A 12,368-nucleotide genomic window follows, 5' to 3' on the forward strand; every position below is an offset into this window, starting at 1 on the left:
CACCGAAAATGCAGGAAAGGCGCCGGGTCCGCGTCGACGGCCGCTTCTGGGCGGCCCGATTGCTCATACTCGCGCGCATGGCATCGCCACTGCCCGTCGCTGGTTCGGCGGTCCTGTCGTCAGACCGGACCGCCGCTGGAATTACCAGGGCTTGATGACGATACCGACAGCAAGCGCGACGATGAAAGCGAGCATGGGTCTCTCCCTTATGTGACCCCCCGAAGGGTGACTTCTACTTAATTGATCGTTAGGCATGGCTCAATGGTGTTAACCCTTTATTCACCATCGGGCATGACGACTTAAGTCATTCTTCAAGAGTGGGTTCTACGATCGCGAAGGATATGGCCAGCCTGTACCATCTTGCTCCGTTGACGCCGCTTGACGGTGACCCCGTGCCACCCGCGCGGCAGCGGGGCTGCGTTTTGGTAAAAGCTCGCGATTACAACGTGTTGCGTAGGGATATGGGGGTCGTGGTGATGCCACGGCTGATGCAGGCGCTCGTCGCACGGATCGTTGCGGCGCTTCCCGACGCCGTTGTGGCGACCGTCTCGCGCGATGTGATCGAAGTCGCTTTCACCGCGACGACGGAGGACGCCCTGGCGCTCGTCATCGCGATCTGTCGGACCGCGTGCGTCACGCCGGTACAGATCGACAATTTTTCTTGTGTACCCAAATTGGTGGCCGCTGGTGCGATCGGTTCAGTCCATGGCGACTCGACGCTGCTGATCGAGCGGGCCGAGGCCGCGCTCGAAGAAGCCGAGCTGGCCGCCGCCGTCCCCGCCGCCATAATGCCTGGCGCTGTCGACGAAGGCCTGGTCGCCGAGGTCGAACACGCGCTCGATCGCGGTGAGATGGTGCTCCATTACCAGCCAAAGGTGCACATCCGCCGACAGGCGATCGACTGTGTGGAGGCTCTGGTTCGATGGGCGCATCCGGAACGTGGACTGGTGCTTCCGGGCGAGTTCCTGCCGGCTGCCGAACGCGCCCAGCGGATGGAACGGCTGACGCTCTGGACGATCACGCAGGCGATCTCCGACCAGCGCGCGCTGCGCGCGCTGGGGCAGGACGTCCGCATCTTCATCAACATGTCCGGCCACTTGCTCGCCGACGCCGAGTTCGTCCGGCTGGCCTGCGCGGCGATCACCGCTGCGCCCGACGCGCGGCTTGGGTTCGAGGTCACCGAGACTTCGGTAATCCGCGATCCCGCCGGGGCGATCGCGCACCTTCGCGAATTCGACCGGATCGGCGTGCGGATCTCGATCGACGATTACGGCGCTGGACTGTCGAGCCTCGCCTATCTCAAGCAATTGCCGGCGTGCGAGCTGAAGATCGACAAGCTGTTCATTACCCAGCTGACCAGCTCAAACCGCGATCCGCTGATCGTGCGCTCGACGATCGATCTCGCGCATGCGCTCGACATGGAGGTCGTCGCCGAGGGTGTCGAGACGCAGGCGGCGCTCGCGCTGCTGTCCGTGATGGGCTGCGACATGGCGCAGGGCTATTTCATCAGCCCGCCGCTCGCCCTCGCGCCGCTGGCTGTCTTCCTCGCTGCCGAACAGCATCGCCAGGCGACGCAGGATGTACGTGGCTCGTTCACGCGCCGCGCTGCCGGGTGGAAGCGCGGATGAGCCGGTCGGCGCGGGCCGCGCTCGGCGCCGTCCTCGCCGCGCTGGCGCTGGTCACGATGCCGGTGCAGGCCGCGCCAGCCGACATCGCCGCGATCGAGAAACGCATGGCGAGCGACCCCGAGGCGGCGCTGTCGCTGGCGCAGGCGGCGCGTGCACGCCTTTCGCCGGCCGCAACGGACGCTGTCGAGGAGGCGACGTTGCTCTGGCTGGCGGGCGAGGCGCAGGTCCGGATCGGCGATCCGCGCGGTGCGCTGCGCACGCTCGATGAGGCGCGCCGTGTCGCGGTGCACGCGCCGTCCGCAGCACGATTGCTCGCTGACATCACCTTGTCGCAGGGCGGGGCCCTCACTGATGCCGGCCAGATTGCCGACGCCTTGTCGACGCTCCAGCGCGCGCACCGCATGTTCGTGGCGTTGCAGGATCATCGCAGCCAGGCGCGTGCATTGATCCTGATCGCGCTTCTCTACGCGAGCGCGCAGGATCATGCGATGGCGCTGCGCTACTTCGATCAGGTCGACGGCGGCTATCCCAACGATCCCGGGCTTGCGGTATCGGTCGAGAGCGGACGCGGCAACGCGCTGCTTGCGCTCGGGCGGTTTGCCGAGGCGCAGCACGAGTTCCGCGAGGCGCTGACGGCCGCGCGCCGCCTGCGCAGCGTGCCGGGCGTGACGCAGTCGCTCGGTGACCTGTCGCTGGCACAGTTACGCGGCGGCGATCTCGCGGGCGCCGCGCGGAGCGTCGAGGCAGCGCTGGAAATCGCCCGTCGCCCCGATGCCGCGGCGATCCGGCCACAGGTGCTTGCGGCCGCGGCGGATGTGGCGTTGCGCAGCGGCGATCGCGCGCGCGCGCGGCGGCTGGTCGAGCAACGCTTCGCCGGGATCGACCTGAGCCATACGATGCTGGCCGACCGTCACGCGCACGACGTCGCATACCGGACCTTCCTCGCCACTGACGATCCCGCCGCGGCGCTGCCGCACCTCGCCGCGATGCAGCGGCTGGACGCGCAGGCGACCGAGATCGCGCGCTCGACCAGTGCGGCGCTGGCGGCCGCGCGGTTCGATTATGCGAATCAGGAACTGCGGATCACCCGGCTGAAGGCGGCCGGGCTGGCGCGAACAATCGAGTTTCAGCGCGCCACCGCGCGGTCGCAGCGACTGATCCTGTTCGGCGTCGTCGGCGCCACGCTGCTCGTGATCGCGTTGCTCATCACCGGACTCGCCCTGATCGGGCGCAGCCGCAACCGCGAGCGTGCCGCCAACCGCGATCTCGCCGCCAGCAACGCGCAACTCGAAAAGCTGTCGCTGGCCAAGACCGAGTTCCTCGCCACCACCAGCCACGAGATCCGCACGCCGCTCAACGGCATCCTCGGGATGACACAGGTGATGATCGCCGACCGGACGCTCGACCCGCTCGTGCGCGAGCGGCTCAACGTCGTGCATGGCGCGGGGCAGACGATGCGCGCGCTCGTCGACGACATCCTCGACATGGCCAAGATCGAGACCGGCCGGCTGACGCTGGAGACGGCGCCGTTCGATCTGCATGCAACGCTCGAGGATGCGGCGCGACTGTGGCGCGACCCGGCGCTTGCCAAGGGATTGCGCTTCGAGGTCGATGTCGCGGATGCACCGCAATGGATCGCGGGCGATGCGGCGCGGCTGCGGCAGATCGTCTTCAACCTCCTGTCGAACGCGGTGAAGTTCACCGAGATCGGGCTCGTCTCGCTTCACGCCTCGTCTGCGCAGGGGCGGCTGCTGATCACGGTCACCGATAACGGCATCGGCATGGACGGCGCGACCCAGCGGATCATCTTCGAATCGTTCCGCCAGGCCGATGCCAGCACCACTCGCCGGTTCGGCGGCACCGGACTGGGGCTGGCGATCTGCCGCAATCTCGCGCGCGCGATGGACGGCGACGTCACCGTCGAGAGCCGGCCCGGCGAGGGCGCACGCTTCACGGTCGACGTGCCGCTGCACGTTGCTGACGCCCCCGCATCGGTCGTCGCCATGGGCGGACTACTGATCGTCGAGCGCCAGCCGATTGCGCGCGCGATGCTGCGCGCCCTCTTCGCCGCCGAACCGCTGGTGACCTTCTGCGACGCTGACGACGCCGTGACCCGCGTCGCGGCTGTGCGACCGCGCGGCGTGCTGGTCGACGCGGGCACGTATGGCCGCATCCCCGCCGATCTCGCCACGCTGGTCGCCGCGGCTCACGGCGCGCCAATTGCCTTGCTCGGCCCGGCACTCACGGATGACGAGCGCAGGGAAGTGTCCGAGGCCGGTATCACAAATGTTATCGAAAAGCCTGTTTCCAAACAGGTGTTGGTGGACGCAATAGGTGCCATGCTCAGGCACCCCGTCAGGGACGCCGCGTGACGGGCATTCACGGTCGGCGCCCTCGCCGTCGTGGTGTGATGTAGGGAAGGCAAGACATGGCGGCGATGACGGTGCTGTTCATCGAGGATGACAGAATGAACCGTCGTGTCGTTCGCGACATGCTGGACGTCGCCGACGTCGAGATGGTGGAGGCCGAAAGCGCCGAGATCGGTCTGGCGCTGATCGACGAGCATGATTTCGCCATCGCGCTGATCGACCTGCGAATGCCGGGCATGGACGGGCTTACCGCGATCGGTCACATCCGCGCCCGGACCGACGCTAAGGCCCGGCTGCCGATCATCGTCGTCACCGCCGATACCGCGGTCGACCTGCGTCAGCGCTGCGTCGCGGCGGGCGCCAACGACGTGATCTTCAAGCCGGTGGCGATGGACGAGCTTTTCGACGCGATGGGGCGCCTGCTGGCCGAGGATGGCGATGCCGCGCTGATCTGATCGCTACGCCGTTACCCGGCGCGTCAGCCGGGGTCCGATGATGCCTGCGTCGGTCGCAGTGCCGCCGCAAGCGACGTTCCCGCACTGCCGCGCCGCGCCGGCTGTGGCTGATCGGGCGACGGCGACCAGCCGGTCAGGAAGATGAGGTCGAAGCGTTCGGCGGTCCGTCCGTCCGGCGCCGCCCGCGCCGCAAAGGCCGCCGCCGCCCGCGCCAGCACGTCGCGGCGCAGCGCGTGGCGGGTGGCGAGCACGTTGCTACCCGCCATGCCGCGCAAATCGTCCAGCAGCCGTCCGAACGCACCGTATCGCACGGTCAGCGTCTCGCTGTCGGCGACCGGCAGCGTCAGCCCGGCCCGCACCAGCAGATCGCCCGCCGAGCGCAGGTCGACCTGCGGATGCAGCCGTGCGACCGGCCGCTCCCCCTCGGCCTCACGCAACACGGCGCGCAGCGTCGACAGGCTGTTGCCGCCGACAAACGCGCCGAGGAACAGCCCGTCGGGGCGCAAGGTCCGCCGGAGCAACGTCAGCGCACCGGGCAGGTCGCCGACGCTGTCGAGCGTCCCCGCCGCGACCACCAGATCGAACGCGCCATCGGCGAACGGCAAGCGATCCTCGTCGCCCTGCACCCCGCCCGCCGCACGCGCGAATGCGAAGCCCGGATCGAAGCGTGCCACCCGCGTGCCGGCCGGCGGCACGAACGATGCGTCGAAACAGCCAAGATCGAGCACGTCGCTAAAGTCGCGCTTCACCACGTCGAGCCGGTCGGCGATCCCCTCGATCATCGCGGCGCGCAGGAAATCATGCCCGGCATAGCCGCCGGCGGCACGATCGCGGCGGTGGCGGCGCGCGGCGCGGTCGAAGATGTCGGGGGAGGCCATGATGCGCGCGGCTTGTGCCCGTTCGCGGCGCGCGCCACAAGGCCGGGTGTGCCCGGCCACCTGCTCGATCTCGTTCTGCCGCCGCGCTGTCCCGGCTGCGGCGCCACCGTGGCGGGGCAGGGGCGTTTCTGTGCGTCGTGCTGGTTGCGCCTGCGCTTCCTTGCACCGCCGTGGTGTGCGGGCTGCAACCTGCCGTTCGCGTTCGATCGTGGTGAGGGCGCGCGCTGCGCGACCTGCCTCGCCGATCCGCCCGGCCACGCCGGTGTCCGCGCGGCGGTCGCCTATGGCGAGATCGCGCGCACCGTGGCGCTGCGGCTCAAATATGGCGGTCGGCCCTTCTATGCCGCGACAATGGCGGCGCTGATGCAGCGCCATCTGCCCATCGATGCGACATGCCTGGTTCCGGTGCCGCTTCATCGCCGCCGGATCTGGTCCCGCGGCTACAATCAGGCGGCGATGATCGCGAGCGAACTGGCGCGCCGCGCGCAGGTGCCCGTCGCACTGCACGCGCTGGAGCGTCATCGCGCGACCCCGCCGCTGCGTGATCGCTCCGCGCGCGAGCGTCGGGCCACGGTCGCGGGCGCGTTCCGCGTCGCGCCGGGCGGCCGAACGATGGTGAGAGGGGCATCGTTGGTGCTGGTCGACGACGTTTATACCAGCGGCGCGACTGCCGAAGCGTGCGTCAAGGTGCTGCGCGCCGCCGGGGCGGCATCGGTGACGATCCTTGCCTGGGCGCGGGTGATCGAGGACGCAACCGATTGACAGGGCGGGCTGTCGATCACACGTAGGGTGGATGGCACACGTCGAGATCTACACCAAGGCATTCTGTCCGTATTGCGCGCGCGCGATGAACCTGCTGGCGTCGAAAGACGTCGCGGTCGACGAGACGGACATCGGCATGAACACTGCAAAGCGCGGCGAGATGATCGAACGTGCCGGTGGTCGCACCACCGTCCCGCAGATCTTTATCGACGGCACCCACGTCGGTGGCTCGGACGATCTCGCGGCGCTGGAGCGTGCGGGCAAGCTCGACGCAATGCTCGGCCGCTGACCCGCGCCGCGATGCGATGATCGTCTTCGATCTGCGTTGCGCGCGCGACGGCCATGTGTTCGAGGCGTGGTTCGCGTCGTCCGCTGCGTATGACGAACAGCGGACGCGTGGCTTGCTGACGTGTCCGTCGTGCGGCGCGGGCGAGATTGACAAGGCGGTAATGGCACCGAACGTCGCGCCCAAGAGCAATCGCAGTGTCGCGCCCGCCGAAGCAAGGGACTTGCTCGCCAAGGTTGCCGAGGCGCAGCGCCGCGCGCTCGCCGGCTCGCGCTGGGTCGGGGGCAACTTCGCCGCCGAGGCGCGCGCGATGCACGCCGGCGACAAGCCGGATGCACCGATTCACGGGCAGGCGAGCCTCGCCGAGGCGAAGCAACTCGCCGACGAAGGCGTCCCGATCGCGCCGCTCCCGCTGCCGGTTACCCCGCCGGAGACGGTGAACTAGAGCGGTCTCCGATCGATCTGTATCATCGTGATGGCGTCAGGAAGGTTGCTGGCGAGGAGTGGGGCGAAGCATTGGCTGGTATTTCCCTGCGAGCGTCGCGACGACGTCCAGCGGCCTTCCTGACGCAACCCCTTCGGGGCGGGCCGATGTTGACCCGTGGCGGCGTCGCTCGTCAGTCACGGGGCAACATCCGCCCGCTCCTTCCTCACGCCTTGCCACGAATCGAAATCGGCTCCGTCACGATGATGCAGATCGGTCGGAAACCGCTCTGGCCGCTTCTCGTGTGGCTCGCGCACCTGAACGTTCGTGCTGCGCCCGTCGAACACGTGCCCGGTCATCTGCCCTTCGACAAGCTCAGGGCGAACGGCGTGCGACAATCGGATCTGCGAGGAAGAAGTCGCGGCGTGTGCAGTTGCTACCGTTGCCGTCATTGCAAGCGCAGCGAAGCAATTCAGGACGTCGTGGTCCGGCTCGGGATTGCTTCGCTACGCTCCTGATGATTGCAAGAGGGGGCAGTGTCAGGCGCCAGCCACCATCCGCTCGTTCAACAACAGCGCGCCGTCCTCTGCGACTTCGACCGACAGCGCGTCATAATCCACGACGCTGCCATGCCTCGTCTCAAGCCGGGCATGATGCGTCGCGGTGATGACCATGACGTCCGCGCCGGCCGCCTCGCCCGCAGCGATCCCGGCGGGCGCATCTTCCCACACCAGACAATCGCCGGCCGCGACGCCCAGCCGCGCCGCGGCGAGCAGGAAGCAATCTGGGGCGGGCTTGCCACGCTCGACATCGTCGGCGGTCACCATCACGGCCGGCGGGGTCAGTCCCGCCGCGCGCAGCCGGACTTCCGCCAATGACCGCGGGGCGGAGGTGACGATCGCCCAGCGATCTGCCGGCAGCGTGCGGGTGAAGGCGGCGGCACCGGAAATCTCGACCACATCGGCGACATCGTCGATCTCGGCCTGCAACAGCGCCTCGAACTCCGCCTGCGGATCGACACCCGGCGGTGCGAAGCGGCGGATCGTCTCGATCGCGCGGACGCCGTGCATCACCGCCATCAATTCCTCGACGTCGATCGCGTGCCGCTCGGCCCAGGCTGTCCACGCGCGGATCGCCGACGGGATGCTGTTGATGAGCGTCCCGTCCATGTCGAACAGGAACGCGGCGTAGCGGCGCGTCACGCGCGGTTCGCCGCGGAGAGCACCGCGCGGACACTGGCGGTGGCGATGTCGCTGTCGATCCCGACCCCCCAGACCGTTCGCCCGTCGCCGGTCCGGCATTCGAGATAGGCGACCGCCTGCGCGCCCGCGCCATGCCCGATCGCGTGCTCGCTATAATCGACCACGTCCAGTGCCGGTCCGGTACTGTCGGCGAGCGCGGCGATCACGCCCGAGATCAGGCCGTTGCCGCGCCCCGACAGCGAGCGTTCCTCGCCGTCGATCGCGACGCGCCCGACGAACACGCGCTCGCCGGTCGCGCCGGTCTCCTCATAGTCGCGCAGCACGAAACGATCGGCATCGCCCGGCAGATAGGCGTGCTGGAACGCACCCCAGATGTCGGCGGCGTTCAGCTCGCGGCTGCTCCGGTCGGCCAGCGCTTGGACGTGGCGGCTGAAATCGGCCTGCATCCGCTTCGGCAGCTTCAGCCCCTTGTCCTGCTCCAGCACCCAGGCGACGCCGCCCTTGCCGCTCTGCGAATTGACGCGGATGACGGCTTCGTAGCTGCGCCCCAGATCGGCGGGGTCGATCGGCAGGTACGGCACTTCCCAGAGATCGTCGTTGCGCGCGGCCTGCGTGGCGAAGCCCTTCTTGATCGCGTCCTGATGGCTGCCCGAAAAGGCGGTGAACACCAGATCGCCGGCATACGGCGTGCGCGGGTGCACCGGGATGTTCGTTGCATATTCGACCGTCTTCACGATCTCGTCGATGTTCGACAGGTCGAGTTGCGGGTCAGTGCCCTGCGTGTACATGTTGAGCGCGACCGTCACGAGATCGCAATTGCCGGTCCGCTCGCCATTGCCGAGCAGGCAACCCTCGACACGGTCCGCGCCCGCCATCAACCCCAGCTCCGCCGCCGCGACGCCGGTGCCGCGATCGTTGTGGGTGTGCAGCGAGATCACCACCGCCTCGCGGTTCGGGATGTTGCGTCCGAACCATTCGATCTGGTCGGCATAGACGTTCGGCGTCGCGCACTCGACGGTCGCGGGCAGGTTGAGGATGATCGGCGCCTCGGCGGTCGGGCGGAGTACCTCCATCACCGCCGCGCAGACCTCCACAGAGAAATCCAGCTCGGCGGTCGAGAAGGTTTCCGGCGAATATTCGAACTGCCAGCGCGTGTCCGGGCGCTTGGCGGCCTCGTCACGCAGCACTTTCGCGCCCTCGACCGCGATCGTCTTGACCTCGTCACGCGTCATCCCGAACACGATCTTGCGCCATGCCGGGCTGACCGCATTGTAGAGGTGGACGATCGCGGTTTTTGCGCCCTCCAGGCTCTCGAAGCTGCGCGCGATCAGGTCGCGGCGCGACTGCGTCAGCACCTGGATCGCGACATCGTCGGGAATACGGCCATCGCGCACCAGCCCGCTGATGAAGTCGAATTCGGTCGCGCCTGCGCTCGGGAAGCCGACCTCGATTTCCTTGAGCCCCACCTTCACGAGCAGGTCGAAGAAGCGCGTCTTCTTCTCGGCATCCATCGGGTCGATCAGCGCCTGATTGCCGTCGCGCAGATCGGTCGACAACCAGCGCGGCGCGCGCGTGATCGTGGCCGCCGGCCAGCGCCGGTCGGGCAGGTCGACGGTCGGGAAGGGACGATATTTCTGGCTAGGATCGCGCAACATCACGGGCTCTCTTGTGCAGGAGCGTCAGGGAAGGTCGGAACAGCCCTTAGGCGCGTCGCGCGTGCGATGCACGCGTCGGAGGGTCCGCGCCTAAGGGCGCGTAAGTCGCAGAAGCAGGGCCAGGCGGCACGTCATCGCGGCCGTGCGTAGCGCGCGCGGCGCCCCGCTGTCCAGTACATCGAATGGCTTGAGAAAAAAGCAAGGTTTGTCCGTCATCTGCCGTCGTCACGGGAGTTTGCATGTTACAGATTACTTATATCAGCACCGCTACCGGGCCGGTCGACACCGCGGTGATTCTCGCCACCTCGCGCCGCAACAATGCCCGCGACGGCGTGACCGGGCTGCTCTATGCCAACGGCAAGCGCTTCCTGCAGGTGCTGGAGGGCGATCCGGTTGACGTGGAGCGCACGCTGGCGCGGATCACTGCCGATCCGCGGCATCGCGCGATGGTGGTGCTGTCGTGCCGTGACGTGAGTGCGCGCGAATTCGGCGAGTGGGCGATGGCCGAGCGCACAACAGGCGAGGGCGGCGATGCGTTCGTCGCGCGGGTCCGCGCGTTGGTGGCGGCCGCGGCGCCGGCCGTTCGCGCGACCTTCGACGGCTTCGTCCAGCTGCCGCGCGCCGCCTGACATCGTCGCTTGCCCGCCCTACGCGCCACGGCGATAACCGCCCCGCAAAATAACGGGGGAGGGTGACGGGATGCGTACGATCATCATGGCCGCGGCGATCGCAGCGGCGTCCGCGACCGCGGCGTCGGCGGCTGAAACCAGAGATTACGGTGCCGCGCTGCGCCGGATGCTTGCCGAAACGGCCGGAGGACGCTGCCCGGACGATTTGCTGGCCGAGCCGCTGCTGTCGGCCTGCCGCGCACAATTACCGCAGATGCAGCCGGCGCTGACCGCGCTGGGCGCGGTCGGCGAGGCGTCGTTCATCAAGGCCGAAGGCGATGGCGATACGCGGGTCGAAACCTATGCGGTGAAATTTGCCGGCGGCAAGACCGCGATCTGGAGCATCGGCCATCGCAAGGACGGCAAGTTCGGCGCGGCTTACTCGCTGGGTCAGTAACGCCCAGCCCCGTGCACGACGGGGCCGGGACGCCGGTCAGGCGGTGAACGCCGCCTGCACCGTCAGCTTGACGTTGTCGGAGACGACCGGCGCGGCATAGCCGAGGCCGAAGTCGCTGCGCTTGATCGTGCCGGTGCCGGTGAAGCCGAAGTTGACCTTCTTGCTCATCGGGTTGGTGCCCGCGCCGACGAAGGTGACGTCCAGCGCGACCGGCTTGGTAACGCCCTTGATCGTGAGGTCGCCGTTCAGCGTTGCGCGGTTCGGCCCGCGCGGCGTCACCGAGGTCGAGACGAAGCGTGCGGTCGGGTTGGCAGCGGCGTCGAAGAAGTCGCCAGACTTGAGGTGATTGGCGAACTGCGGCGTCGTGACCGACAAGTTATTGATCGCGAAGGTCACGTCGACCTTGGTCGCGGCCGGCTTCTTCGGGTCGATCGTGATCGAGCCGCCCTGCGCGCCGAACTGCCCTTGCAGCATCGAGAAGCCCATGTGGTTGACCTCCCACGTCACCTGCGTGTGCGCCGGATCGACCTGATAGGTGCCTGCGGCGACGCGCGAGGCCTGCGGCTGGCCGGGTTGCTGCGGCGCGGTCGCGAGCTGCGCGACAGCGGGTACCGCAAGCGTCGTGGCGAGTACGGCGGCGATGATCGGACGCATGTTATTGATCCTCCTGTTGTGTAGGCGTTGCACCACAGTTTCGCGTCGTTGCGAAGACGCCGCGCGCGAAACGGATCATTTCGTCGCGGGGGGCTATTCGCCCGCAGGCTCCTGATCCGGTTCCGGTCCGCCGGTCGGAATGATGTCGAAGCGGATCCGCACCCACGCGCCGATCAGCTCGGTCCCGCCCTTGCGCGGCGGCCGCACGAGGAACTGCCACGCCGCCTGCCGCAGCGCGCGCCCGATCCCGGAACCCGGCGTCTCGCCCAGCTCGCGGCAATCCTCGACATGGAAGCGCGGCGCGGTCCGGCATGCGACCATCCCCCAGCCGGTCTTGCCGCGCGGCATGTACGGCTGCGTCTCTGCGGGGCGGGGGCGGCGATACCATTCGGCGGCGTAGAGCGGCTCACCGCCGGGACCGAGCCCGACGGTCTGCGTATCGTCGCCGCGCCCGCTGTCGCCCTTGCCGCTCGCAGACGGGCCGGCGGTGCCCTTGATCGTGCCGATGTCCGAGGCGGCGAAATCGGCGTGGTTGAGGATCATCACACCGGGCAGATGCAGCGGCTGCTCGGGGAGCGGCGGCGCCGGCACCGGCCGCGGCGTGACGACGCGCGGCGGGGTGATCGCGCTCCGGGTCGGCGCGGCCTGCTGGCGCTGCGCCTTTTGCGTTTCCGATTTCTGCTGCTTCGCGCCCTCGTCACGCACGTCGAAGCTGACCAGCCGGCGTCCATCGCCGAAGTCGCCGTGCACCACGCCGCCCATGGTGAGCAGCGCAAGGATGATCGCGACCGCGATGCCGATCGCCAGCAGCACCGACACGACGCGGCTGCCCGTGTCCTGACGGGTCCGGTACGACGAAGCTCGGTACGTCGCCGTCCGCATCTGCGCGCGAGTACAGGAGGCAGGCGCAGGCGGCAATCGGCTTCGCGGTTACAAAGCGGTTAGGTGGGGGGAGGAAAAAGCCCCTCCCTTTCAAGGGAGGGGTTGGGG

General features: G+C 68.4%; 13 protein-coding genes. 8 read left to right on the forward strand and 5 right to left on the reverse strand.

What is annotated here, in order from left to right; genetic code table 11:
• The first annotated feature begins 476 nt into the window (after positions 1–476).
• From BACI71_RS09225 to BACI71_RS09235, 3 genes are all read left to right on the forward strand, one after another.
• Positions 477–1,628: an EAL domain-containing protein gene (locus BACI71_RS09225; RefSeq protein WP_236552916.1), complete on the forward strand. Its 1,152-nt coding sequence runs from the start codon at positions 477–479 to the stop codon at positions 1,626–1,628.
• Positions 1,625–4,000, forward strand: coding sequence for an ATP-binding protein (locus BACI71_RS09230; protein WP_159757944.1), 2,376 nt, complete (start codon positions 1,625–1,627; stop codon positions 3,998–4,000). Before BACI71_RS09225 ends, BACI71_RS09230 begins: the two co-directional genes overlap by 4 nt.
• A gap of 65 nt (positions 4,001–4,065) precedes the next feature.
• Positions 4,066–4,452, forward strand: coding sequence for a response regulator (locus BACI71_RS09235; RefSeq protein ID WP_159761048.1), 387 nt, complete (start codon positions 4,066–4,068; stop codon positions 4,450–4,452).
• Between the two features lie 23 nt (positions 4,453–4,475).
• Here the strand turns inward: BACI71_RS09235 and BACI71_RS09240 are convergent, their stop codons facing one another.
• Entirely contained in the window at positions 4,476–5,330 is an 855-nt protein-coding gene (locus BACI71_RS09240) for a class I SAM-dependent methyltransferase (protein ID WP_159757947.1), read from the reverse strand.
• Positions 5,331–5,378: 48 nt separating this feature from the next.
• Here BACI71_RS09240 and BACI71_RS09245 point away from each other — a divergent pair, with 48 nt between their 5' ends.
• From BACI71_RS09245 to BACI71_RS09255, 3 genes are read left to right on the forward strand one after another with little or no spacing between them, the layout of a single operon-like run.
• Entirely contained in the window at positions 5,379–6,092 is a 714-nt protein-coding gene (locus BACI71_RS09245) for a ComF family protein (protein WP_159757950.1), read from the forward strand.
• A 31-nt stretch (positions 6,093–6,123) separates the two neighbouring features.
• A complete protein-coding gene (grxC, locus tag BACI71_RS09250) occupies positions 6,124–6,381 on the forward strand; it encodes a glutaredoxin 3 (protein WP_159757953.1) in 258 nt (85 codons plus the stop codon).
• A gap of 16 nt (positions 6,382–6,397) precedes the next feature.
• A complete protein-coding gene (locus BACI71_RS09255; protein ID WP_159757956.1) occupies positions 6,398–6,823 on the forward strand; it encodes a DUF1178 family protein in 426 nt (141 codons plus the stop codon).
• A 518-nt stretch (positions 6,824–7,341) separates the two neighbouring features.
• Here the strand turns inward: BACI71_RS09255 and BACI71_RS09260 are convergent.
• A complete protein-coding gene (locus tag BACI71_RS09260) occupies positions 7,342–8,004 on the reverse strand; it encodes an HAD-IA family hydrolase (protein ID WP_236552917.1) in 663 nt (220 codons plus the stop codon).
• Positions 8,001–9,659 (reverse strand): 2-isopropylmalate synthase, encoded by a 1,659-nt coding sequence (gene leuA, locus BACI71_RS09265; RefSeq protein WP_159757962.1) that lies wholly within the window; start codon positions 9,657–9,659, stop codon positions 8,001–8,003. Before leuA ends, BACI71_RS09260 begins: the two co-directional genes overlap by 4 nt.
• A gap of 239 nt (positions 9,660–9,898) precedes the next feature.
• On the opposite strand from leuA, the gene BACI71_RS09270 reads away from it, so the two are divergent.
• Both BACI71_RS09270 and BACI71_RS09275 read left to right on the forward strand, forming a co-directional pair.
• A complete protein-coding gene (locus tag BACI71_RS09270; RefSeq protein WP_159757965.1) occupies positions 9,899–10,288 on the forward strand; it encodes a BLUF domain-containing protein in 390 nt (129 codons plus the stop codon).
• Between the two features lie 70 nt (positions 10,289–10,358).
• Entirely contained in the window at positions 10,359–10,724 is a 366-nt protein-coding gene (locus BACI71_RS09275) for a hypothetical protein (protein WP_159757968.1), read from the forward strand.
• A 36-nt stretch (positions 10,725–10,760) separates the two neighbouring features.
• Here the strand turns inward: BACI71_RS09275 and BACI71_RS09280 are convergent, their stop codons facing one another.
• Positions 10,761–11,378, reverse strand: coding sequence for a YceI family protein (locus BACI71_RS09280; RefSeq protein WP_159757971.1), 618 nt, complete (start codon positions 11,376–11,378; stop codon positions 10,761–10,763).
• Positions 11,379–11,471: 93 nt separating this feature from the next.
• Positions 11,472–12,260 (reverse strand): hypothetical protein, encoded by a 789-nt coding sequence (locus BACI71_RS09285; RefSeq protein ID WP_159757974.1) that lies wholly within the window; start codon positions 12,258–12,260, stop codon positions 11,472–11,474.
• Positions 12,261–12,368 lie beyond the last annotated feature (108 nt).

Origin of the sequence: Sphingomonas sp. 8AM (genome assembly GCF_902506455.1) — a bacterium.
Classification (GTDB): domain Bacteria; phylum Pseudomonadota; class Alphaproteobacteria; order Sphingomonadales; family Sphingomonadaceae; genus Sphingomonas.

Coding starts and splice junctions, on each gene's coding strand:
- leuA (WP_159757962.1), bottom strand. CDS start 9,659: ATGTTGCGCGATCCTAGCCAGAAATATCGTCCCTTCCCGACCGTCGAC.
- BACI71_RS09270 (WP_159757965.1), top strand. CDS start 9,899: ATGTTACAGATTACTTATATCAGCACCGCTACCGGGCCGGTCGACACC.
- BACI71_RS09240 (WP_159757947.1), bottom strand. CDS start 5,330: ATGGCCTCCCCCGACATCTTCGACCGCGCCGCGCGCCGCCACCGCCGC.
- BACI71_RS09255 (WP_159757956.1), top strand. CDS start 6,398: ATGATCGTCTTCGATCTGCGTTGCGCGCGCGACGGCCATGTGTTCGAG.
- BACI71_RS09230 (WP_159757944.1), top strand. CDS start 1,625: ATGAGCCGGTCGGCGCGGGCCGCGCTCGGCGCCGTCCTCGCCGCGCTG.
- BACI71_RS09235 (WP_159761048.1), top strand. CDS start 4,066: ATGACGGTGCTGTTCATCGAGGATGACAGAATGAACCGTCGTGTCGTT.
- grxC (WP_159757953.1), top strand. CDS start 6,124: ATGGCACACGTCGAGATCTACACCAAGGCATTCTGTCCGTATTGCGCG.
- BACI71_RS09280 (WP_159757971.1), bottom strand. CDS start 11,378: ATGCGTCCGATCATCGCCGCCGTACTCGCCACGACGCTTGCGGTACCC.
- BACI71_RS09275 (WP_159757968.1), top strand. CDS start 10,359: ATGCGTACGATCATCATGGCCGCGGCGATCGCAGCGGCGTCCGCGACC.
- BACI71_RS09225 (WP_236552916.1), top strand. CDS start 477: ATGCCACGGCTGATGCAGGCGCTCGTCGCACGGATCGTTGCGGCGCTT.
- BACI71_RS09285 (WP_159757974.1), bottom strand. CDS start 12,260: ATGCGGACGGCGACGTACCGAGCTTCGTCGTACCGGACCCGTCAGGAC.